This is a genomic window from Yoonia sp. SS1-5 (assembly GCF_038443705.2).
Classification (GTDB): domain Bacteria; phylum Pseudomonadota; class Alphaproteobacteria; order Rhodobacterales; family Rhodobacteraceae; genus Yoonia; species Yoonia rhodophyticola.
This window is the reverse complement of sequence record NZ_CP151767.2, coordinates 3557725-3580681: the sequence shown is the minus strand read 5'-3', so window position 1 is coordinate 3580681 and position 22957 is coordinate 3557725. Positions and strand designations below refer to the sequence as shown.

Genomic DNA, 22957 nt, shown 5'->3' with positions numbered 1-22957 from the left:
GTGCATCGCAGGTCTATAGCGTTTAACGAAATATCCGAGACTTCGTGCATCCCGTAACGCGTTGAAATCTTTGATTTCAGGCAGCGTTAGGTGATTCAGATTTTTCGCACAACGCTTTAGACGACCCGTTCGACCATCATCTTTTTGATATGCGCAATCGCCTTGGCGGGGTTCAGGCCCTTGGGGCAGGTCTTGGCGCAGTTCATGATCGTGTGACAGCGATACAACTTGAAAGGATCTTCCAGTTCGTCCAACCGTTCGCCAGTTGCCTCATCACGGCTGTCGATGATCCACCGATAGGCATGCAACAGCGCCGCTGGCCCCAGATATCTGTCACCGTTCCACCAATATGACGGGCAAGAGGTCGAACAGGACGCGCACATCACACATTCATAAAGACCATCAAGCTTCTTGCGGTCCTCAATCGACTGTTTCCATTCCTTTGCGGGCCGGTTTGTCTTGGTCTCAAGCCACGGCATGATCGAGGCATGCTGCGCATAGAAATGGGTCAGGTCTGGGATAAGATCCTTGATCACCGGCATATGCGGCAGGGGGTAAATCTTGATATCACCCTTGATCTCATCAACGCCATAAATACAGGCCAGCGTGTTGATCCCGTCGATATTCATCGCACAGGACCCGCAGATACCCTCGCGACAGGACCGGCGGAATGTCAGCGTTGGATCAAGTTCGTTCTTGATCTTGATCAACACGTCCAGAACCATCGGACCACAGGTATCCATATCAACGAAATAGGTATCAAGCTGCGGGTTCTGTCCGTCATCGGGGTTCCAGCGATAGATCTGAACCTTACGCAGATTGGTGGCACCTTCGGGCTTTGGCCACGTTTTCCCGACGGTCATGCGGGAATTCTTGGGGAGTGTCAGTTGTACCATGTATCATCTCTCCTGGCGGCTGGGTCTGCGCCATTTCGTTCAAACTATAAGGCCCGGGCTGAACCGGAACAGAGGGCAAATTGTCCTGCAAGACGCCTCATAGGGCACGCAAGCGTGGCGGACGCACGGGCGGCTCACCGGTCAGGCGGAACACACAGCTTTCATAAACTTCAAGCGGGTCCCGGCCCCTGATCTGGTCAAGGCTGATGCTGATATTGCCGCTGGCGAAAGGGCCGGACTGGCTGTTCGCGCCAAGGGTCACACCAACTTCGGGGGCCTGGGCGGCACGGGCGCGGTCTTCGCACCGATCGGCCGCCTGTTCCGGGGTGGGCGGCGTACAGCCAGCAACGACAAGCGACACCGCTACCACAAAGGCACCACCGCGCCACATCATTGCAGCGCCCCCAGCAAGTTCCCGACTGTCAGCGTCTTTTCAGCAATGCATGCAACGGTTTCGCGCCGCTGCGCGATGCCCAGGACCAGCCGCGTGGTATCAGCGGTTGTGCCAATAACGGCGGCACGCGCAATTTCGATCACTTCGGGGCCGGTGGCATTGTCAATCACGCAATCCGTCACCGGTGTGACATCCTGCCCGGGGAACTGAGCAGCCAGCACATCATTTGTCACCGCCTTGGCGCTGTCGCGGGCCAATCTGTCACCTTGCTGCGAAACCTCCGCGCAAGCGGCAACGGCAAGAAGAGCAACGGCGGCAAGCCAGATGCGCATCAGAACGTCCTCTCTTTGGGGGCGATCTTTGCATCAGAAATCCCACCCTCGGCCTCGGTGGTCAGGGCCTCGGTGATGACAGGGCGGTAGCTTAGATCAACCTTGGCGCCGTCAATGTGGCTGATCGTGTGAACACGCCAGTTTTCATCGTCGCGGGTCGCGTAGTCCTCATGCGCATGCGCGCCACGGCTTTCCTTTCGCGCCTCTGCCCCGACAATTGTGGCCAGCGCATTGGGCATCAGGTTTGTCAGCTCAAGCGTCTCCATCAAGTCGCTGTTCCAGACAAGGCTGCGATCAGTCACAGACAGATCATCCATCTTGCCTGCGATCGCGGTCATCTTTTCGACCCCTTCTCCCAGCGTCTTGTCCGTCCGGAACACCGCCGCATCCGCCTGCATCGCCTTTTGCATCTCCAACCGCAGCTCGGCGGTCCCGACGGTGCCTTTTGCGTGCCGTAGCCCGTCAAACCGGTCAAAGCATGCATCAACCGATGCCTGGTTCAATGTCGGGTTGGGTGCGTTGCGGTCGACAACTTCGCCAGCGCGGATCGCCGCCGCCCGTCCAAACACAACAAGATCAATCAGGGAATTTGACCCCAGACGATTGGCCCCATGTACAGATGCACAGCCCGCCTCGCCCACGGCCATCAGACCCGGCACAACGGCGTTCGGATCGTCCTTGGTCGGACTCAGAACCTCACCATGATAGTTCGTTGGAATGCCGCCCATGTTATAGTGAACGGTCGGCAGAACCGGGATCGCCTCTTTCGTGACGTCCACGCCCGCAAAGATACGCGCGGATTCAGAGATGCCGGGCAAACGTTCGGCAAGTGCCGCGGCAGGCAGGTGGTTCAGGTTCAGGTGAATGTGATCACCGCCAGCCCCAACGCCGCGCCCTTCGCGGATTTCCATTGTCATGCAGCGGCTCACATAATCGCGTGGGGCCAAATCCTTGTAGTTGGGTGCATAACGTTCCATGAAACGCTCGCCCTCGGAATTTGTCAGGTAACCGCCTTCGCCGCGCGCACCTTCTGTGATCAGACAGCCAGCGCCATAGATACCGGTCGGGTGAAATTGCACGAATTCCATATCCTGCAAAGGCAGCCCCTGACGCGCGACCATGCCGCCGCCATCGCCGGTACATGTATGCGCAGACGTTGCCGAGAAATAGGCGCGTCCGTAACCACCTGTGGCCAGCACAACCGTCTTGGCGTTAAAGACATGCATCGTGCCGTCATCAAGTTTCCAGGCGATCACACCCTGGCAGATGCCATCATCCGACATGATCAGATCAAGCGCGAAATATTCGATATAGAACTCCGCCTGCTGCTTGAGCGACTGACCATAAAGCGTGTGCAGGATCGCGTGACCGGTCCGGTCGGCAGCGGCGCAGGTACGCTGCACCGGGGGGCCTTCGCCGAATTCTGTTGTGTGGCCGCCAAAGGGACGCTGATAGATCTTGCCCTCTTCCGTCCGCGAAAACGGCACGCCGTAATGTTCCAACTCGTACACAGCCTTGGGCGCCTCGCGCGCGAGGTACTCCATCGCGTCGGTATCACCCAGCCAGTCAGACCCCTTTACGGTGTCATACATGTGCCATTGCCAGTGGTCGGGACCCATATTGGACAATGAGGCCGCAATCCCGCCCTGCGCCGCGACCGTGTGCGACCGGGTCGGGAACACCTTGGTGATACAGGCCGTGCGCAAGCCTTGCTCTGCCAGGCCCAGGGTTGCACGCAAACCGGCGCCGCCAGCCCCGACAACAATTGCATCATAGGTGTGGGTTTCGTAGTCGTATGCTGCCATTTTCAGGATGCTCCGAGGGTATTAAAGGGCGATGCGAACGATTGCGAAAACCGCAAAGGCCGCAGCGGAATAAGACAGGCAGATCATCGCGATAATGGCGATTTTCCGTGCCAGGCCATGCACATAATCCTCGATCAGGGTTTGCACGCCTTTGCGGAAATGAAACCAGCCAACCAGCATTGTCAGAATGGCCACAACGGCCGGGAATGGACGTTGGTAATAGGCCACAACCTCTTCATATGGCGACCCCAGGATCATACCGAAAGTGAACACGAAAAGCGGGATCAGGATGATCAGCGCGGCAGAGGAGATCATCATTTTCCAATGATGGTCCGTCCCCGATTTGGCCGAACCAAGGCCTACAGCGCGTTTGCGGTCTGTCAAAAATGCCATTGCTGTGGTCCTCTAAAGTACGATGACGGTAAAGATCGTCAGCAACACAGACGCGACGATCATCATCTGTCCGGCCATCTCTGATTTCTCGACATCAAGCATCCGACCACTATCCCAGATCAGATGCCGAATACCGCCAAGGCTGTGATACCAAAGCGCCAGCACCGATCCGAACAGCACCAGATCGCCAAACCAGCTGGTCAGAAACCCGTTCGCGCGCGCAAACGCCTCTGGCCCGGATGCCGCTGCCACGAACCACCACACGATCAGCAATGCCGCAAGCACAAGCGCGTTGCCGGTGATGCGGACAAAGATGGAAGTCATCGAGGTAAGTTGCGGGCGATAGATTGTCAGATGCGGAGAGAGGGGTCTGTTACCCCTGTTCACGTCGGCCATGTCAGTTCCCTTCAGTGGCTTTTGCTACCCGGCGAGAGCAGCGCCTTTGCGTCTTTCTGCACTATTCATTCCAGAGAGTCACGCAGGCGAAAGTGACTAACGCGTGAAAAATCGTCGCGGCGGATCAACTTTTTCTCAGTTGTGATCACAGAATAAAATGGCGTGATCACAAATGATGCTCATTCCGATCTGCTTGTGTATCTATTGCCCCTCAAGATGTGCGACAGCCTTGGTCAACTCGCGATACAGCTTTCGCGTGATCTGTTCGGGATACTCTTTGAACGTATTGGCAGTCACCGCAAATGCATCCACCCCTGTGATGACGTCACTTTCAAAATAGGCGGTCAGTCCCGGCACGCTCTCTTCGATAACCAGCGCGTTTACGGTGACATCTGCAGTCGCGAGATCATCCCACACATCACGCGGGACGCGGCCCTCGTTGTTTTCCCCGTCACCGGAAATATCCAGGACGAACCGTTTGCATTCAGGAACAAGCGCGAAATAGGCAACCGAAAGCGCCATCGCCTCACCAATTGCCGTTGAAAAATTCCGCCACAGCCGGGGCTGTTGCTGAACCTGCGTCGCAAAACCCACGACGTCGTTGTCGTTGGCGATCTCGACCCAATGGATCACCACCGATTGGCGCCCCGATCCTGTCCACTGCATCAAGGCCAGGCGTGCGTTTCCGGCAACAAGTGCTGCCGTGACCGTAGGGTCAACAAGGGCCTGCGCAAGCCCGTCCATCTGAATGCGATATTCTGCACCATCAACAGATCCCGACACATCCACAGCCAACATCAGCGCGACATCACATCCCGCTGCCGGGGTAGAAAGGCAGATGATACCTGTCAGAAGAACGCCACGCATCTGGGCAGACTACACGCAGCCTCCCAAGGGACAAGCGACATAGATGTCATCCGGGTCGGCATCGGTCGTCAAAGCCCGTCTAATGCAGCCCCTCAAGCACCTCGCTGATGGCGGTGTTATAGGTAAATTCCAGCATGCGGACTTCACCATCGGCCTCGACCCCAACAAGGTGCAACGCCAGGGGAACAGTGCTTCCTTTTGGAAAGAACAGAATGAGTTCCTGGGCAAAACCGGGTGTTTCGCGCCGTTGCAACACAGTCCGGCACCGATCAAACCCACGTGGACCAAGCGCATCGAGTGGGCCAAAAAGCGCCTCGAACTGGTCGTCTATCGTGGGAATATAGTCATCAACCAGATTGGCGAATGCCTTGTAATCCGTTTTCAGAAAGGCGGCTTTTGCGGCCTCGAAAACCGGCAGGTCCGCGCTTGTTGATGGCGGGCAGGACTGCGCAAACGCAAGTCCGGGTGCCGTCAAGGCGATAGCGAGGGCGATATGCTTCATACCGGCATCAAGGCCCAATAATCGAGGTCAAGCAAGACGTCAGGCGCATATTTTCCGTCATCATCGCGCAACGCCGTTAAGGCGCCTTTGGTCGCCACCAACCGCAACCTTATGGCACCAACGCCGGGTGCCGGTGTCTCGGCAATATCCAGCACCTCTGACCAGGCCCGTATCGTATCACCGGCAAAGCATGGGTTGGCATGCGCCCCGCCATTCAACGCAACAATCATTTGCGCATTCGCAAGCCCGTTGAAAGACAGCGCACGGGCCATGGAAATAACGTGTCCCCCATAGATCAGGCGTTTTCCGTCTGGCCTGTGGGTGGCGTCAAAATGAACCTTTGCCGTATTCTGCCACAGACGGGTGGCCAGCATATGTTCGGCTTCTTCGATAGTGACCCCATCGACATGGTCGATTACCTCGCCAAGTTTGTAGTCACCCAGCCGATGCGGCTCGCCGGCCAAAGTGGCGTCGTAATCCGCAAAGGACAGCCCGTCAGGCACAATCAGGTCGCTGGCCGCAACGGCGCGCGCCAATTCGGGGATAACAGTTTCCGGGGCCGGCCCATCACCTGGTTTGCGGACCATCACCCAACGCACATAGCTTAACACGTCAACACCGTGCTGATTGCGCCCGGTCGTGCGGACCCAGACGACACCGGATTTCCCGTTCGAGTTCTGCTTGACCCCGATCACCTCTGACCGTGCGGTCAGGGTATCGCCCGGATAGACAGCCGCCAGCCAGCGCCCTTCTGCGTAGCCCAGATTGGCCACCGCATTCAGTGAGACATCCGGCACCGTCTTGCCGAATACCGTATGAAACGTGATAAGATCATCGACCGGTGAAGCGGGCAAGCCGCATCGCTGCGCAAACGCATCAGATGAATATAGAGCGCCACGCGCGGGATAGAGCGCATGGTACATCGCCCGCTCGCCACCCGAAATCGTGCGCGGCACCGCATGTGTGATCACATCGCCAACGCTATAATCTTCGAAAAACCGGCCCGCATTGGTTTTGGTCATTGCGCACCCAGCTTCATGTCTTTGTGATAGGGTTCGCTGACGTCTTTAGTGACCGCCTGCCCGGCCCGCATCACGCCGTTTGCCTGATCAAATGCATATTGCGGATCGCCGTAAAGCTCCCAACCCTTTGACAGGGCCTCCGATACCTTGTGGCAAAATGCAGAGGTATCATCCTCGGTCAAAAAGCGATATATTTTCATGGTTTATCCCCAGGGTGTGACGCCGAAAGCGTGATGAACGGCCATGACAAGCGCAACAATGACAAGGGTAATCACAATTGCTGTGACTTCTTTCTTGGCAGGCGCACGGTCAGGGCGGACCCACGGCCCCTCTTGCGCGTTAATCACCCGCACCTCAACAACGGCCCACGCCAGCAGACCACCGAATAAAACAAATGACGGCGTGTCCCCATTGACTAGCAAATGCGCAATAGCCCAAATCGAAAAGCCCGTCAGTTGCGGGTGACGCAGCTTGGTGCCCAGCCAGATCTTGGCCCCTTTCGCACCGCTTGCGGCATAACAGTAGAAGGCAAGGACCATCAGCAGATTATTGATCCCGACCCGCATCGGGTCGCGCCCCCAATAGAACGTGCCGTCCCATGCCCGGTAGCCCAGCACCATCAGAACGACGCTCGCAATGATCAACACAGCCATAATGCCCTGCCCCGCCGCGCCCATCGCTGCACGTGGCCCAGGGGCCAGCCGCTTGAACAGATGCGCCGCCCACCAAAGGGCAAGCCCGGCAATCAATAAGGTCATGCTGTCTCCAATGCGGCGATGGCTTCGGCTTTGGCCAAAGTCGCGCGCGCGGTCACAATATGCAAGCTCTCGACAATGCGCCCATCGACGACGGCAACCCCCTGCCCGTCAGCCTCGGCTGCCTCAAAGGCTTCGATCTGCCGTCGGGCCAACGCGACCTCGTCTTCCGTCGGCCCGAAGGCGGCATTCGCAATCGCAACCTGTGCGGGGTGGATCAACGTTTTGCCATCAAACCCCATATCACGGCCTTCCGCGCATTCGGCGCGCAGCCCGTCTTCGTCCTTGAACGCGTTGTAAACGCCGTCAAGCGCCACGATCCCGGCCGCCTTTGCCGCCAGAAGACACATCTGCAACGCGGTGGCCAAAGCGGCCCGTCCACGTGAATTCAGATCCTTGGCCAGATCATTGGTGCCCAGCACAAACCCGGCGATGCGCGGGTGGCGCGCGATTGCCGCGGCGTTCAAGATACCTTCCGGTGTCTCCATCATGGCCCAGATCGGCAGATCGGGAATGAGCGCGGCCAGAGCATCCACATCGGCAGGCGTGTTGACTTTGGGTAGCAGGACGGCGTCGCATGCCATGTCACGCAGAGCGGCCGCATCGGCGGCGCCCCAGGCCGTATCCAACCCGTTGATGCGGACAATCCGCAAACGGGCGCCATAACCGCCAGCCGCCAGCGCATCTGTCAGTGTGGCGCGGGCGCGGGCCTTGGCATCCGGGGCCACGGCGTCTTCCAAATCGAACAGGATAACGTCCACAGGTAGCCCCCGGGCCTTGTCCAACGCACGCTCTTTCGAGCCGGGAATATACAGCGCAGAGCGGTAGGGGCGATCGTGCATCGATTCTTCCTTGTAATATTATTGCGCAAAACTGGCCCGAAATCGCCAAATCATTCAATACCAAATATGCCGCAACGCAGAATTTACCGACCGTCACGGTGTATTAACCAATTTGAGGCACCCTGATCCCAGACTTTGGATCACTTGCCGACTGCGACAAACGACCAGCCGCGGTCCCCCCATTCGCAGAAAGGCGACATAATGAAGCGCAATCTTTTTCTCATGTCTTTCGGCATCGGTGCAATGATGCTGGCGGCAAATCATGCAAATGCTCAAACACATAACTGCGCGGCACATGCCGCAGTGGTTGAACGACTTGCCGACCGATATGGCGAAAGCCGTCAATCCATCGGACTTGGCAGCGACAATTCAGTGGTCGAGGTTTTTGCATCCTCGGAAACCGGCAGCTGGACCATCGTTGTCACCAGACCGGGCGGGCCAACCTGTCTCGTTGCAGCCGGTCAGAACTTCCAGATGGTGGCTGAGGCATTGCCAAACGCCGACGGTGCCACCTGATCCGATGCCGCAACCGTCAGCCTGCGGCCATTATTATGACATGCGGCCTCATCACGGGGCCGCTTCTTTATATCAGCGACGTCAGCCCATCCCAAAGCAGTTTGCAGGACAAAACCAGCAACGCGCCGGTGATAAAGCGAAAGAACAGCCGCTCGGGCAGGATTTTCACCAGTTTCAGACCAGCAGCGACACCAATCGCCGCAGGGGCAAGCAGGATCACCGCGATTTTCAGATTGCCCAAGGATAGCTGCCCAAGCAGGAAATACGGTATCAACTTGATCAGGTTGATATAGGCAAAAGCCACGGTCACGGTTCCCGCAAATATCATCTTGGGCATGCGCAATGGCAAGGTGAAGACCTGATATGGCACGGCACCGGTATGGCTGACAAAACTGGTGAACCCCGTGATGCCACCCCAGAAAAGCCCCGCAGGCCATGCGGGTGACTTTGGCGGCACATCAGCCTTGCGTCGCATGATCAGCGACAGCGAAAAGACGGCGCCGATCGCGCCGATGATTGTCGTCACAACCGCGTCGGACACGATATCGACAGTCAGATAACCCACCAAGACACCCAGCGGCATCGCAACCATCATGATCTTCAACACCACCGGATCGACTTGCCTGCGATAGGCGATCAATCCGATGACGTCAGAGACCACAAAGACCGGCAACAGCATTGCCGCTGCAGTCACCGGCGAGATCGTCAGCGCGAGAATCGGTACCGCCAAAGCGCCCACCAAAGACAGCCCACCTTTGGCCAGCCCTACACAGACAGATGCCAGCACAGCTGCCATCCAGAACGTCAAATCGTCCACGCCACACCCTTTTGATCCGTCTTGAACGGCGCTACCCTTGCACCTGTGCCACCAAAAGACTAGGCACTGCGCCAAACCAACAGGACAGGATCCATTCTCATGGCCAGACCAAAAATCGCCCTTATCGGTGCCGGACAGATCGGCGGCACACTTGCACATCTCGCCGCGGTCAAAGAGCTCGGTGACGTGGTGTTGTTTGACATCTCCGATGGGATTCCCCAGGGCAAGGCGCTCGACATCGCCGAGTCTGGCCCGGCGGCCAAATTCGACGGCAGCTTCAAGGGAACCAACGATTATGCCGATATCGCAGGCGCGGATGTCTGCATCGTCACGGCCGGTGTGCCACGCAAGCCGGGGATGAGCCGGGATGATCTGCTGGGCATCAACCTGAAAGTCATGAAATCCGTGGGTGAGGGTATCGCGGCCCATGCCCCCAACGCATTTGTGATCTGTATCACCAACCCGCTTGATGCGATGGTCTGGGCACTTCGCGAATTCTCGGGCCTGCCACATAACATGGTTTGCGGTATGGCCGGGGTGCTGGACAGCGCCCGCTTCCGTCACTTCCTGGCCGAAGAATTTGATGTGTCCATGCGTGACGTCACGGCCTTTGTGCTGGGCGGTCATGGCGACACAATGGTGCCGCTGACCCGCTATTCCACCGTGGCCGGTATCCCGCTCCCCGATCTGGTCGAGATGGGTTGGACAACCCAAGACAAGCTGGACGCCATTGTGCAGCGGACACGTGATGGCGGCGCTGAAATTGTCGGCCTGCTGAAAACCGGTTCGGCATTCTATGCGCCCGCGACGTCCGGCATCGAAATGGCCGAGGCCTATCTGAAAGATCAAAAGCGCCTTCTGCCCTGTGCGGCACATGTTGACGGCGCCTACGGTCTGGACGGGTTCTATGTAGGTGTGCCAACGATCATCGGCGCCAACGGGATCGAGCGTGTCGTCGAGATCAAGATGAACAAGGACGAACAGGCGATGTTCGACAAATCCGTCGATGCGGTCAAAGGCCTCGTTGAGGCCTGCAAAGGTATTGACGACAGCCTGAACTAGATTCCCCGATCATTGCACTAAAAAGGGCGCCCATCGGCGCCCTTTTTTCGTGTTTGGCTGCAGCCGACGTTGGACTGCCCTAACCCCGCAGGAACGCCCGAATGTCGCTCTTGTGGTCCCGCAACCATGCGTCAATGGCCCCCGGTGACAGATCAACAGACATTCCCGGAAAGAACTGTGCGAGCGCGCCCTGTGGGTCAAATGAAGGCGCCGCAAACAAGTCTTGCGCCAGCAGAATGGCACGGGTGTCGTCATCAATCACCTTCAATTGATCATAAAGGCCCAATGCGCCGTCAGGATTGGCCAGCAGTGCGTCGGCCTGCGCACGTCTGTGACGCGAGGGCGGCATGCCATTGCGATGAACCAGTGCCGAGGCCATGCGCATCAGTTTATATATCCAGTATTCGGGCGTCAGACCATCAAAGTGGAGCAACTCAAGCTGCGTTCTGTCAGCGCGTGCGATCTGCGGCTCTGGCAGTTCCCCGTGACGTGGGCGATGAATTGACAGGCGCAAATCCCGCCCTGTCCGCACGAAGGCTTTGCCCAGCAGATGCCCGGTCAACCCCCGATTGGTCAGGGCGTATGTTGGCCCAAACAACCTCTGGCCCAGTTCAAAACGCCCGGGAAAGGGGCGCCGGAACGGGCCATCAAGTATCGTGCCGGCATTTTCGCCGGGCCTGTGAATGCGTTCCGCAACAGGCAGCACAAAACAATCCGCCGCTGGCACCACCCCGGCCAGACAATCGGCGACGGATCCCTCAACCCACACAAATTCATCGGCATCCGCGTGAAGCAGCCAGGCGCTGCGGGTCAGAGCATAAGCATGCCGCGCGTTTTGCACCTGTCGGACCTGATGGCGGGCTGGTCTGCTCTTGCCCAGCGCGGACCAATGCGCAGCGTCACAGGCGACCACCCTGACCTGCGGCAAATGCGCAAACATATGCTGCGCCGGATCATCTGGCCTATCGAAGTAGAGGAATATTTCCGCCGCACCCAAGCCCAGATGCCAGGCGACAAACGCCTGTAGCAGCGCGGGCGGCTCGTCGACCATTGCCACCACGGACCAAGTTGTTGTTGGTTCAACCATATTGGAAGGTGTTAGCACCGGCGCGAATCTTTTCAAACGGGCTTTATGCGCCGCTGCGACATATCGCGAAGCATTTTGTGATCACACATTTTTCCACTGTGATCACAAATGTTCGATTATCAGCCAAATTCCCGAATTTGCGTTAGAAACCCGTGAACCCCTGTGATCTAAGATGTCCGAACCGAAGCCATATTGGACATGCCTCTCATGAATATCCACGAATATCAGGCCAAAGCGCTCCTCGCCAGTTTTGGCGCCCCCGTATCCGACGGCCGCGCCGTGCTGAAAGCCGAAGACGCCAAGACCGCTGCTGGTGAACTGGACGGGCCGCTTTGGGTGGTCAAGGCGCAAATTCATGCAGGCGGCCGTGGCAAAGGCAAGTTCAAAGAGGCCGATGCAGGCGAGGCTGGCGGTGTGCGCTTGACCAAGTCGGTCGAGGAAGCCGCCCAGGAAGCAAAGAAAATGCTGGGGCGCACATTGGTGACGCATCAGACCGGTCCGGCAGGCAAGCAGGTCAACCGGATTTACATCGAAGACGGCTCTGGCATTGAAACGGAAATGTATCTGGCCCTGCTGGTTGATCGCCAAACCAGCCGCATTGGCTTTGTCTGCTCGACCGAAGGCGGCATGGACATTGAAGAAGTTGCCGCCAGCACCCCCGAGAAAATCCTGAATTTCACGGTTGATCCGGCCACCGGCTATCAACCCTATCACGGCCGCCGTGTCGCCTTTGCCCTCGGCCTGGAAGGCAATCAGGTCAAGCAATGCGTCAAACTGATGGGACTGCTCTACAAAGCCTTCACCGAAAAAGACATGGAAATGCTCGAGATCAACCCGTTGATCGTGACGGACAAGGGCGACCTGAAGGTACTGGATGCGAAAGTCGCTTTCGACGGCAACGCGGTCTACCGCCATGCCGATGTGGCGGCCCTGCGGGACGAGACGGAAGAAGACCCCAAAGAACTCGCTGCCTCCAAATACGACCTGAACTATATCGCGCTTGACGGTGAGATTGGCTGCATGGTCAACGGCGCGGGTCTGGCCATGGCGACGATGGACATCATCAAGCTCTACGGGGCCGAACCTGCCAACTTCCTCGACGTGGGTGGGGGTGCCACCAAGGAAAAGGTGACAGAGGCGTTCAAGATCATCACTTCTGACCCGCAGGTCAAAGGGATCCTCGTCAACATCTTCGGCGGCATCATGCGCTGCGACGTCATCGCCGAAGGCGTAGTCGCCGCAGTGAAAGAGGTCGGCCTGAAAGTGCCGCTGGTGGTTCGCCTGGAAGGCACAAACGTGCAACAGGGCAAGGATATCATCAACAATTCCGACGTGGACGTGATTGCGGCGGATGACCTGAAGGATGGGGCGCAGAAGATCGTGAAGGCGGTAAAGGGATGATCCGCTCAATTCACGCAACCACGATGCTTCTCGTGGCCCTGGCAGCGTGTGGCCCCCAACCCAAAAGCGAGGCGATGACGGTACTTACATTGCCGTCTACGCCGCTTGACGCCGGACTTGCCGAATTTGAAGCCGTTTGCCTGGATGGAAAGGCAGATAACCCGGATGACGCTTTTCTTTTCAAAATCGATAGCCGTACTGATGGCACAACGCTTTGCTCAATGCGCGCCCGTGCGCCGAAAAACGTCGATGTTCGCGGGACGCTGCAGCAACGCTACGGGGCACCTCAAAGGGCCGGTCTCGCGGGCATTGTATCAGTATTCACGGGTTATCCACGAGGTGAACTTCTCCACCAAACCGGCATAGGGAACAGCGCAGGGGAAGGCACTTATCAGCTTGCCATCATAAGTGGTTGACACAAAAGCAGAATAAATTGCGCAACAGGCGTTGCGCCCCAGACTTAGAACGAAGGACCGCATAATGGCCATTCTCGTAAACGAAAACACCAAAGTCATCTGCCAGGGCCTCACCGGGTCGCAAGGCACGTTCCACTCTGAACAGGCCATTGCCTATGGCACCAAAATGGTCGGCGGGGTCACCCCCGGCAAAGGTGGCCAGACGCATCTCGACCTGCCGATCTTCAACTCGGTCCACGAGGCGAAGGCAAAAACCGAAGCCAACGCATCGGTCATCTATGTCCCTCCACCCTTCGCGGCGGATTCGATCCTCGAGGCGATTGATGCCGAGATGGAACTGATCATCTGCATCACCGAAGGCATCCCGGTGCTGGACATGATGCGTGTGAAACGCGCGCTGGAAGGGTCCGCCAGCCGCCTGATCGGCCCCAACTGCCCCGGCATTATCACACCTGATGCTTGCAAGATCGGCATCATGCCCGGCCACATCCACAAACGTGGCTCCGTCGGTGTTGTGTCCCGGTCCGGTACGCTGACCTATGAGGCGGTCAAGCAGACCTCGGACTCCGGTCTCGGCCAGTCTACGGCGGTGGGCATCGGTGGCGACCCGATCAAAGGGACAGAGCATATCGACGTGCTCGACATGTTCCTGGACGACGATGAAACCCATTCGATGATCATGATCGGCGAGATCGGCGGATCCGCCGAAGAAGAGGCCGCCGAATTCCTGACCGCTCAAAAGAAGAAGGGCCGCTGGAAGCCCACAGCCGGTTTCATCGCCGGGCGCACCGCCCCTCCGGGCCGCCGTATGGGCCACGCCGGTGCGATTGTCGCGGGAGGTAAAGGCGATGCAGAAAGCAAGATCGAGGCGATGAAATCTGCCGGGATCATCGTGGCCGACAGCCCTGCGACTTTGGGTGAAGCTGTGCTGGAAGCGATTGGATAAATGAAAAACGGTGCTGCATCCTACCTGAGGGTAGCGCCCGACCTTGGGTGGTTGCAAAGTGCCGCCCCTTGGAGAGCGTCGGACGCTGCCCGGCCTATCCTCCGGGCCGAAGGATGTCTTTGATGGGACCCGCCGACGCCATCAAGACTTGCCTCGCCAAGTCATTTCAATTCAAGGGCCGTGCTTCGCGGTCAGAGTTTTGGTGGTATGGTGGGCTTTTGTTGGTTGTGACATTTGCTTTGCTCTGGCCTCACGCAACGATTTTATCCACGGAAACTGCGGAACTTATGGTGATAAAGACGAGCGCGGTGACCGGAGAAACGACACGTGAGTTGGAGCGCCAAACTGAATGGCATTTATACAGCGTTAAATGGAATATGATTTCGATCACTATCATTATAGCGTTCTATTGCCTCATCACCGCTGCAACGGTTCGCCGCTTGCATGATGTCGGTTCGTCGGGTTGGTTTGGTCTTACAATGCTCCTGATCGGTCCTGCCTCCGCACTACTAGCCGTCGGATCCATTCATTTGATTTTCAACTTATCGGCAGGATTAGCAATAACCATCGGCTTTATATTAAGCATCGCCTCTTGGCTTGTTTGGTTGATTTGTCCTCTCATCCTTCTCATTCTTCTCACTCGCCCCTCCGAAGAAGGCCGCACGGAATACGGCCCCAACCCAAATGAGGCATCCTCATGAACGACCATTCTCCTAACGACATCTTCCACGCCTCATCCTTCATGCAAGGCCACAACGCGGAATACATTGAACAGCTCTACGCCCGCTACGCCGACAACCCCGGCGCAGTGGACGAACAGTGGCAATCCTTCTTCCGGTCGCTGGGCGACGCCCCTCAAGACGCCAAGGCAGAGGCAACCGGCCCCTCTTGGGCCCGTACGGATTGGCCGCCTGTTCCCAATGACGACCTGACAGCAGCCCTTGATGGGCAATGGGCCGCAGAGCCTGAGGTTGCGAGCAAGAAGATCAAGAATAAGGCCGCCGAAAAAGGCGTGAACCTGTCCGAGGATCAAGTGCGCCACGCTGTCCTCGACTCGATCCGCGCGCTGATGATCATCCGCGCTTACCGCATCCGTGGCCACCTTATCGCTGATCTTGATCCGTTGGGCATGCGCGAAAACACGCCGCACCCGGAACTTGACCCGGCCAGCTACGGCTTTACCGCCGCCGACATGGACCGCCCGATCTTTATCGACAATGTCCTCGGCCTGGAAATGGCCACGATGAACGAAATTCTCGCCATCGTGCAGCGGACATATTGCGGCACATTCGCCCTGCAATACATGCATATTTCCAACCCCGAAGAGGCCGGCTGGCTGAAAGAACGGATCGAAGGCTACGGCAAGGAAATCGCGTTCACCAAGAATGGCCGCAAGGCGATCCTGAACAGCCTGGTCGAGGCTGAAGGCTTCGAAAAATTCCTGCATGTCAAATATATGGGCACCAAACGGTTCGGCCTTGATGGCGGCGAAAGCCTGATCCCTGCGATGGAGCAGATCATCAAGCGCGGCGGGCAGCTGGGGCTGGATGAAATCATCATCGGCATGCCCCATCGCGGCCGTCTATCGGTACTGGCCAACGTCATGGAAAAACCCTACCGGGCGATCTTTAACGAATTCCAGGGCGGGTCGTTCAAACCCGAAGACGTGGATGGATCAGGCGATGTGAAGTACCACCTCGGCGCCTCCTCCGACCGCACGTTTGACGATAACGAAGTGCACCTGTCATTGACCGCAAACCCCAGCCACCTTGAGGCGGTGAACCCCGTTGTGCTGGGCAAGGTTCGCGCCAAGCAGGACCAGAAGAATGACGAAGACCGCACCCGCGTGATGGGCATCCTTCTGCACGGTGACGCGGCCTTTGCAGGGCAAGGCGTGGTGGCCGAAGGGTTTGGTCTGTCGGGCCTCAAAGGGCACAAGACCGGTGGAACCATGCATATCGTGGTCAACAACCAGATCGGGTTCACCACGGCCCCGCATTTCAGCCGGTCCAGCCCCTACCCCACCGACATCGCGCTGATGGTCGAGGCGCCGATTTTCCACGTCAACGGCGACGATCCAGAGGCCGTCGTTCATGCCGCACGCGTCGCTACGGAATTCCGCCAGAAGTTCCACAAGGACGTGGTGCTGGATATCATCTGCTACCGCCGGTTTGGACATAACGAAGGGGATGAGCCGATGTTCACCAACCCTTTGATGTACAAGAAGATCAAGAAGCAAAAGACAACCTTGACCCTCTACACCGAGCGGCTCGTGAATGACGGGCTGATCCCCGAAGGCGAGATCGAGGATATGAAAGCCGCGTTTCAGGCGCATCTGAACGAGGAGTTCGAGGCAGGTAAGTCCTACAAACCCAACAAGGCCGATTGGCTGGACGGCAAGTGGTCTCATCTTGACCGCAAGGAAGAGGATTACCAACGCGGCGTCACCGCAATCGAAGAGGCAACCTTCAACGCCGTGGGCGAGGCCTTGTCAAAGGCTCCGGATAACTTTCCGCTGCACAAGACTGTTGGGCGTCTGCTGGATGCGAAAGCCAAGATGTTCGACACCGGCGAAGGGATTGACTGGGCAACGGGCGAAGCGCTCGCCTTCGGGTCACTACTGACCGAGGGCTACCCCGTTCGTCTGTCCGGTCAGGACTGTACGCGCGGCACCTTCAGCCACCGTCATTCGGGGCTGATCAATCAGGAAACCGAAGACCGCTACTACCCGCTGAACCACATCCGCGATGGTCAGGCACATTATGAAGTCATCGACTCCATGCTGTCGGAATATGCGGTGCTGGGCTTTGAATATGGCTACTCACTGGCCGAACCCAACGCGCTGACCTTGTGGGAAGCGCAGTTCGGCGACTTTGCCAATGGCGCGCAGATCATGTTCGACCAGTTCATTTCGTCAGGTGAGTCGAAATGGTTGCGCATGTCCGGCCTCGTCTGCCTGTTGCCCCACGGGTATGAAGGGCAAGGGCCGGAACACTCATCGGCCCGTCTGGAACGGTTCCTGACCATGTGCGGCGGGGACAATTGGATCGTGGCCAACTGTACGACGCCTGCGAACTACTTCCACCTTTTGCGGCGTCAGCTGCACCGGACATTCCGCAAACCACTGATCCTGATGACGCCAAAGTCGCTGTTGCGGCACAAACTGGCCGTCTCGAAGAAAGAGGAATTCACAACCGGGTCCTCTTTCCACCGGGTACTGTGGGACGACGCACAACAGGGCAATTCGGACACGAAACTGGTGGCCGATGACAAAATCAAGCGCGTCGTGATGTGTTCCGGCAAGGTCTATTACGACCTGCTGGAAGAACGCGACAACCGCGGGATCAAGGATATCTACATCCTGCGCTTCGAACAGTTCTATCCATTCCCCGCCCAATCGGCAGTGAACGAGCTTGAACGGTTCAAGAACGCAGACATGGTCTGGTGTCAGGAAGAACCCAAGAACCAGGGCGCCTGGTCGTTCATGGAGCCCAATATCGAATGGGTTCTGACCCGCATCAAAGCCAAGAACACCCGTCCGCATTACGCCGGACGCGCCGCCGCAGCCTCGCCTGCGACGGGTCTGGCCAGCCAACACAAAGCACAACAAGAAGCGCTCGTGAATGATGCGCTGACACTCGAAGGAAGCAAGTCATGAGCACCGAAGTCCGCGTCCCTACCCTTGGCGAATCCGTGACCGAGGCCACTGTCGCCACATGGTTCAAACAGCCCGGCGATGCCGTGGCGGTGGACGAAATGCTGTGTGAACTGGAAACCGACAAAGTGACGGTCGAGGTGCCAAGCCCCGTCGCCGGAACCTTGTCCGAAATTGTCGCTGCCGAGGGCGAGACCGTTGGCGTTGACGCGCTGCTGGCCCAAATCGCCGAAGGTGATGCGGCACCCGCTCCGGCTGCCAAGAAAGAAGAACCCAAGGCAGAGGCCGCCCCTGCCCCCGCAGCAGCTGCCAAGGATGTCGAAGACGCCCCATCCGCCAAGAAACTGATGGCTGAAAACAACCTGACCGACGTGCAAGGCACCGGCAAGGATGGCCGGGTGATGAAAGAGGATGTGCTGAACGCGCTGTCCGGGGCCGCCGCCCCTGCCCCCGCTGCTGCACCGCGCGCACCGGTGGCCGCAGATCAGGCCGCGCGCGAGGAACGGGTCAAGATGACCCGTTTGCGCCAGACCATCGCCAAGCGTCTGAAAGACAGCCAGAACACGGCCGCCATGCTGACCACCTATAACGAGGTCGACATGACCGAGGTCATGGCCCTGCGCAACGAATACAAGGACCTTTTCCTGAAAAAGCATGGCGTGAAACTGGGCTTCATGTCTTTCTTCACCAAGGCCTGTATCCATGCCCTGAACGAAGTGCCGGAGGTCAACGCAGAGATTGACGGCACCGATGTGGTCTACAAAAACTACGTCAATATGGGCATCGCTGCAGGCACGCCGACGGGCCTTGTCGTCCCCGTGATCAACGACGCTGACCAGATGTCATTCGCCGCCATCGAAAAAGCCATCGCCGAAAAAGGCGCCAAGGCCCGCGATGGCAAGCTGAGTATGGCGGAAATGCAGGGTGGGACCTTCACGATCTCCAACGGTGGGGTCTACGGCTCGCTGATGTCCTCCCCCATCCTGAACCCGCCGCAATCGGGTATCCTTGGCATGCACAAAATCCAGGACCGGCCCATGGCGATCAACGGCGAAGTCGTCATCCGCCCCATGATGTATCTGGCCCTGTCCTACGACCACCGGATCGTGGACGGCAAGGGGGCGGTGACCTTCCTTGTGCGGGTGAAAGAAGCGCTGGAGGATCCACGGCGGTTGTTGATGGATCTCTAATACAACAAAAAGGGCAGTTCCCGGACCTCGGGGTGGGTGCGAAGCGCCCTCCCCATGGGGGCGGTCCGGGCGCTGCCCGGCGATGCCGGGCGGGACATGCCCGCAAACGCAATGCTATCATAAAACAATGAATTGATCCGCCACCTTAGCACATAGCCATCTGATCACCCTTGGCCATGGCCGCGCAAATCAAACCCAAACCGTGCAGCGCCACCCGCATCAAAACGAGGACACATCCTTGTCTGAACATATCAGCCGCCGCACAGCCGTTTCCAAATGGGTCTACCGGGTTTGTCTCTCCTTGATGATCATCGGGGCCGCGCGTGCGACGCAGTTCGTGTGGGATCAGATCCCGCAACTAACAGCCAATGCGGCAGGCACGACACTGTGGATCGCTCAGTTTTCGGTTATGACCGGGCCAATATCGCTTGCGATCTGTTGTCTTGCAATGTTGCTTCGCTCTGGCGCAGTGGTATGGCTCTTGGGCATGCAGTTTCTCTTTACCAGCACGCCTATGTTGATCGCAGCGTGGACACCCACAGGTAGCTTTGCACTGCTCGCAACGCTGGTGGGTATTGCGTTTGCAATCGGCGCGGCCATTCTGTCTTATCTCGTCCTTAAACAGGAGTTGCGCGCGCCATGACCCCCGAACTTACCGTGCTTTGCCTTGCAGCGCTCTTGCAGGGACTTCAATTCACCCTGATGGCCATCCCCACCAATCTGGAGGTCGGGGTCGGGAAAACCCTGTCGCCACGCGATACCAGCCGATTGGGCAAGCCGCTCATCGAACAGGTCAGCGACAAGACCGGGCGCCTGATCCGGGCGATGAACAACCATTTCGAGGCATTGATCCTGTTTACCATCGCCGTCGTCGTGATCAGCCTTGGCGACAAGAATACCGGGCTGACGGCTGCCTGTGCTTGGACCTATCTGGCCGCGCGTATCCTCTATATCCCCGCCTATTATTTCGGCTGGGCGCCATGGCGTTCGCTGATCTGGTTTGTGGGGTTCCTCTCGACAATGCTCATGCTACTGTCGGCCCTGATCTAACACCCCAAAACCGGGCATGGTGCATAGACCCACCTGCCAAATATGCAGACCAAAGGAGACCCCATGTCCAGCTATGATGTCATCGTAATCGGTGCCGGCCCCGGTGGCTATGTTTGCGCCATCCGCTGCGCGCAGCTTGGCATGAAAGTCGCCTGCGTCGAGGGGCGTGAAACGCTGGGTGGCACCTGTCTGAACGTTGGCTGCATCCCGTCCAAAGCCATGCTGCATGCAAGCCATATGCTGCATGAGGCGCAGCACAATTTTGCGGAAATGGGGCTGAAAGGCAAAGCACAATCGGTCGATTGGAAACAGATGCTAGCCTACAAGGACAAGACAATCGGCCAGAATACCAGCGGCATCGAATTTCTGTTCAAGAAAAACAAGATCGACTGGCTTAAAGGCTGGGGATCCATCCCCGAGGCCGGCAAGGTCAAGGTTGGCGACGATGTGCACGAGGCCAAGCACATCATCATTGCATCCGGGTCAGAGCCGTCCTCCCTCCCCGGGGTTGAGATTGATGAAAAGACTGTCGTGACCTCCACCGGGGCGCTTGAACTGGGAAAGATCCCCAAAACGCTTGCGGTGATCGGCGCCGGTGTGATCGGGCTGGAACTTGGGTCTGTCTATGCACGGTTGGGATCGGATGTGACCGTCATCGAATATCTCGATGGGATCACCCCCGGCATGGACGCGGAAATCGCACGGCAGTTTCAGAAGATGTTGACCAAGCAGGGGCTGAAATTCACGCTTGGGGCCGCTGTTCAGGGTGTCACCGTCAAATCCAACAAAGCCACCGTCACCTATCAGCTGCGCAAGGACGAAAGTGAGCATACGCTGGTCGCGGATACCGTCCTGGTCGCGACCGGACGCAAGCCGTTTACCGACGGCCTCGGCCTTGATGCGCTGGGTGTCGAAATGAGCGATCGCGGCCAGATCAAAACCGATGCGCGGTATGCGACCAATGTGTCGGGCATTTATGCCATCGGCGATGCGATTGACGGCCCCATGCTGGCACATAAGGCCGAAGACGAAGGCATGGCCGTTGCCGAAGGCATTGCCGGACAGCACCCGCATGTCAATTACGGCGTGATCCCCGGCGTGATCTACACCCACCCCGAGGTTGGCAGCGTCGGCGAGACCGAGGAGACCCTGAAAGAGCAAGGGCGCGCCTATAAGGTCGGCAAGTTCCCGTTCATGGGCAACGCCCGCGCCAAGGCCAATTTTTCGGGCGAAGGTTTCGTCAAGATCCTTGTGGACGCGACGACAGACCGCATTCTTGGCGCCCATATCATTGGGCCAATGGCGGGCGACCTGATCCATGAAATCTGCGTCGCGATGGAATTTGGCGCGGCCGCCGAAGACCTCGCCCGGACCTGCCACGCGCATCCGACCTATTCCGAGGCGGTCCGCGAAGCGGCCTTAGCCTGCGGTGACGGTGCCATTCACGCCTGATAGGCGGTATCAGCTCAAACCCAGCTAGACCTGGTCGCGGCTGGGTGCGGGCTTTTCCGTCTCTGTCGATGCGCGGCGCAGGCGGCGATAGATGTTGCGGAAGGGCAGGAAATACAGTCGCGAGATTGACGTATATTCGGTGTCCTCCATCCCGTAGATTCCGAATTTCACGTCCCGATTGTCTTGCGGCATGTGGTAGGTTTTGAACAGCACGTCCCAAAGCGGAAACAAGAATGCAAAATTCTTGTCCAGATGATCCGGGTGCGAGCTGTGGTGAACGTGGTGATGCGCGGGTGATGGGAAAACCATCGACCATATGCCCGGCCAGCGCAGCCAGACATGCGAATGCCGCAGGTGATATCCACCAATATTGAACAGGAACAACAACAGCGGCACACCCAGAACCGCTGGCATGCTCGGCAGGTAACCCAGCCAGACATGCACCCCGCCAATGACAAGCCCGTATACCGCGCCGATCCCCAGCGCATACACCACGTTGTCAAACGGGTGTTCGCGGAAGTTTGACAGCGGATGCATCACCTCGGGGCTGTGATGCACCTTGTGGAATTCCCACAGGATCGGAATTTTGTGTTGCAGATAATGGATATAGAAGGCGGTGAAATCCGTCAGTCCGATCACCACAAACATGTAAATGATCGAGATGAAAACATCGCCCCAGGTCGGCATTGTCGCGTTGGTGACCGCGTCAACAAGGCTAAGGCCGCCCGTGATCCAATAAAAGACAAAGCCCAGGCTGACCCCCGTCAGCCCGACATAGAGCAGCTTGCCCGTGAACTGATTGACGAGGAAAAACCGCAGATCGAGCCAGGCGGAGGGATGCCGCCACACGGATGTGGGGAACACGAAGCTGGCAAAGCCTTTCAGGCTGCGCGGCTCACCATCATTGGTGCGGCTTGCGCTGTAATAGACCCAGTAGCTGAAGAAGATCGCAGAAATCAGATAGAGCCAGAACAGCCGATTGCTGGGATCAAACGGGGTGTCCATCAACGACCAGAACTGTTTCGCAACAGTCTGGTATAATCCCGAGAAGAACTGCGTGACTGTTTCCATTTTCTCAAACTATATCTGCGAAACACTGATGGTGTCTCTATATACGCAACACTATGGCAAGAATTCAGCGCAATTGGGGCGCGGCTCTCA

Annotated in this window: 26 protein-coding genes; 11 read left to right on the top strand and 15 right to left on the bottom strand. The window is 57.8% G+C overall.

Annotated elements, in window-relative coordinates; genetic code table 11:
- Nucleotides 1–116 precede the first annotated feature (116 nt).
- The 12 genes from AABB31_RS19065 to AABB31_RS19010 form a co-directional block, all read right to left on the bottom strand.
- A complete protein-coding gene (locus AABB31_RS19065; protein WP_342076648.1) occupies nt 117–896 on the bottom strand; it encodes a succinate dehydrogenase iron-sulfur subunit in 780 nt (259 codons plus the stop codon).
- A 97-nt stretch (nt 897–993) separates the two neighbouring features.
- Nucleotides 994–1290, bottom strand: coding sequence for a hypothetical protein (locus tag AABB31_RS19060; RefSeq protein WP_342076649.1), 297 nt, complete (start codon nt 1288–1290; stop codon nt 994–996).
- Nucleotides 1287–1622 (bottom strand): succinate dehydrogenase, encoded by a 336-nt coding sequence (locus AABB31_RS19055; protein ID WP_342076650.1) that lies wholly within the window; start codon nt 1620–1622, stop codon nt 1287–1289. The genes AABB31_RS19060 and AABB31_RS19055 overlap by 4 nt, the downstream gene beginning before the upstream one ends.
- Nucleotides 1622–3427, bottom strand: coding sequence for a succinate dehydrogenase flavoprotein subunit (gene sdhA, locus AABB31_RS19050; RefSeq protein WP_342076651.1), 1806 nt, complete (start codon nt 3425–3427; stop codon nt 1622–1624). Before sdhA ends, AABB31_RS19055 begins: the two co-directional genes overlap by 1 nt.
- Before the next feature lie 21 nt (nt 3428–3448).
- Nucleotides 3449–3820: a succinate dehydrogenase, hydrophobic membrane anchor protein gene (gene sdhD / locus AABB31_RS19045; RefSeq protein ID WP_342076652.1), complete on the bottom strand. Its 372-nt coding sequence runs from the start codon at nt 3818–3820 to the stop codon at nt 3449–3451.
- 12 nt (nt 3821–3832) lie between these two features.
- A complete protein-coding gene (gene sdhC, locus AABB31_RS19040; protein WP_342076653.1) occupies nt 3833–4216 on the bottom strand; it encodes a succinate dehydrogenase, cytochrome b556 subunit in 384 nt (127 codons plus the stop codon).
- Between the two features lie 201 nt (nt 4217–4417).
- Nucleotides 4418–5083 carry a DUF1194 domain-containing protein gene (locus AABB31_RS19035; protein WP_342076654.1) on the bottom strand — a complete coding sequence of 222 codons (666 nt, stop codon included), beginning with the start codon at nt 5081–5083 and terminating at the stop codon, nt 4418–4420.
- A gap of 79 nt (nt 5084–5162) precedes the next feature.
- A complete protein-coding gene (locus AABB31_RS19030; protein WP_342076655.1) occupies nt 5163–5585 on the bottom strand; it encodes a hypothetical protein in 423 nt (140 codons plus the stop codon).
- Nucleotides 5582–6607 carry a MaoC family dehydratase gene (locus AABB31_RS19025; RefSeq protein WP_342076656.1) on the bottom strand — a complete coding sequence of 342 codons (1026 nt, stop codon included), beginning with the start codon at nt 6605–6607 and terminating at the stop codon, nt 5582–5584. The genes AABB31_RS19030 and AABB31_RS19025 overlap by 4 nt, the downstream gene beginning before the upstream one ends.
- On the bottom strand, nt 6604–6807 hold the full coding sequence (locus AABB31_RS19020) for a DUF1737 domain-containing protein (RefSeq protein WP_342076657.1): 204 nt from the start codon (nt 6805–6807) through the stop codon (nt 6604–6606). Before AABB31_RS19020 ends, AABB31_RS19025 begins: the two co-directional genes overlap by 4 nt.
- Nucleotides 6808–6810: 3 nt before the next feature.
- Entirely contained in the window at nt 6811–7365 is a 555-nt protein-coding gene (locus AABB31_RS19015; RefSeq protein ID WP_342076658.1) for an NnrU family protein, read from the bottom strand.
- Entirely contained in the window at nt 7362–8204 is an 843-nt protein-coding gene (locus AABB31_RS19010; protein WP_342076659.1) for a CoA ester lyase, read from the bottom strand. The genes AABB31_RS19015 and AABB31_RS19010 overlap by 4 nt, the downstream gene beginning before the upstream one ends.
- A gap of 201 nt (nt 8205–8405) precedes the next feature.
- Here AABB31_RS19010 and AABB31_RS19005 point away from each other — a divergent pair, with 201 nt between their 5' ends.
- Nucleotides 8406–8720 (top strand): hypothetical protein, encoded by a 315-nt coding sequence (locus tag AABB31_RS19005; protein WP_342076660.1) that lies wholly within the window; start codon nt 8406–8408, stop codon nt 8718–8720.
- A 67-nt stretch (nt 8721–8787) separates the two neighbouring features.
- Here AABB31_RS19005 and AABB31_RS19000 read toward each other — a convergent pair whose 3' ends face one another.
- Nucleotides 8788–9537: a sulfite exporter TauE/SafE family protein gene (locus tag AABB31_RS19000; RefSeq protein WP_342076661.1), complete on the bottom strand. Its 750-nt coding sequence runs from the start codon at nt 9535–9537 to the stop codon at nt 8788–8790.
- Between the two features lie 99 nt (nt 9538–9636).
- On the opposite strand from AABB31_RS19000, the gene mdh reads away from it, so the two are divergent.
- The gene (gene mdh, locus AABB31_RS18995) at nt 9637–10599 is read left to right on the top strand and encodes a malate dehydrogenase (protein WP_342076662.1); all 963 of its coding nucleotides are present in this window, start codon (nt 9637–9639) and stop codon (nt 10597–10599) included.
- A gap of 79 nt (nt 10600–10678) precedes the next feature.
- Here mdh and AABB31_RS18990 read toward each other — a convergent pair whose 3' ends face one another.
- Nucleotides 10679–11686 carry a glycosyltransferase family 2 protein gene (locus AABB31_RS18990; protein ID WP_342076663.1) on the bottom strand — a complete coding sequence of 336 codons (1008 nt, stop codon included), beginning with the start codon at nt 11684–11686 and terminating at the stop codon, nt 10679–10681.
- Between the two features lie 207 nt (nt 11687–11893).
- Here AABB31_RS18990 and sucC point away from each other — a divergent pair, with 207 nt between their 5' ends.
- The 9 genes from sucC (at nt 11894) to lpdA (ending at nt 21796) form a co-directional block, all read left to right on the top strand.
- Complete coding sequence (sucC, locus tag AABB31_RS18985) at nt 11894–13087, top strand: ADP-forming succinate--CoA ligase subunit beta (protein WP_373635159.1); 1194 nt, start codon at nt 11894–11896, stop codon at nt 13085–13087.
- The gene (locus AABB31_RS18980; protein ID WP_342076665.1) at nt 13084–13503 is read left to right on the top strand and encodes a hypothetical protein; all 420 of its coding nucleotides are present in this window, start codon (nt 13084–13086) and stop codon (nt 13501–13503) included. Before sucC ends, AABB31_RS18980 begins: the two co-directional genes overlap by 4 nt.
- Before the next feature lie 64 nt (nt 13504–13567).
- Nucleotides 13568–14449 (top strand): succinate--CoA ligase subunit alpha, encoded by an 882-nt coding sequence (gene sucD, locus AABB31_RS18975; RefSeq protein ID WP_342076666.1) that lies wholly within the window; start codon nt 13568–13570, stop codon nt 14447–14449.
- Between the two features lie 122 nt (nt 14450–14571).
- Nucleotides 14572–15150, top strand: coding sequence for a DUF805 domain-containing protein (locus tag AABB31_RS18970; RefSeq protein ID WP_342076667.1), 579 nt, complete (start codon nt 14572–14574; stop codon nt 15148–15150).
- Complete coding sequence (locus AABB31_RS18965) at nt 15147–18107, top strand: 2-oxoglutarate dehydrogenase E1 component (protein ID WP_342076668.1); 2961 nt, start codon at nt 15147–15149, stop codon at nt 18105–18107. The genes AABB31_RS18970 and AABB31_RS18965 overlap by 4 nt, the downstream gene beginning before the upstream one ends.
- Nucleotides 18104–19294 (top strand): 2-oxoglutarate dehydrogenase complex dihydrolipoyllysine-residue succinyltransferase, encoded by a 1191-nt coding sequence (odhB, locus tag AABB31_RS18960; RefSeq protein ID WP_342076669.1) that lies wholly within the window; start codon nt 18104–18106, stop codon nt 19292–19294. The genes AABB31_RS18965 and odhB overlap by 4 nt, the downstream gene beginning before the upstream one ends.
- 304 nt (nt 19295–19598) lie before the next feature.
- On the top strand, nt 19599–19937 hold the full coding sequence (locus AABB31_RS18955; RefSeq protein WP_342076670.1) for a hypothetical protein: 339 nt from the start codon (nt 19599–19601) through the stop codon (nt 19935–19937).
- On the top strand, nt 19934–20344 hold the full coding sequence (locus tag AABB31_RS18950; protein ID WP_342076671.1) for an MAPEG family protein: 411 nt from the start codon (nt 19934–19936) through the stop codon (nt 20342–20344). Before AABB31_RS18955 ends, AABB31_RS18950 begins: the two co-directional genes overlap by 4 nt.
- A 63-nt stretch (nt 20345–20407) precedes the next feature.
- On the top strand, nt 20408–21796 hold the full coding sequence (lpdA, locus tag AABB31_RS18945) for a dihydrolipoyl dehydrogenase (protein ID WP_373635158.1): 1389 nt from the start codon (nt 20408–20410) through the stop codon (nt 21794–21796).
- A 24-nt stretch (nt 21797–21820) separates the two neighbouring features.
- Here lpdA and AABB31_RS18940 read toward each other — a convergent pair whose 3' ends face one another.
- Entirely contained in the window at nt 21821–22867 is a 1047-nt protein-coding gene (locus AABB31_RS18940; RefSeq protein WP_342076672.1) for a sterol desaturase family protein, read from the bottom strand.
- Between the last annotated feature and the right edge of the window lie 90 nt (nt 22868–22957).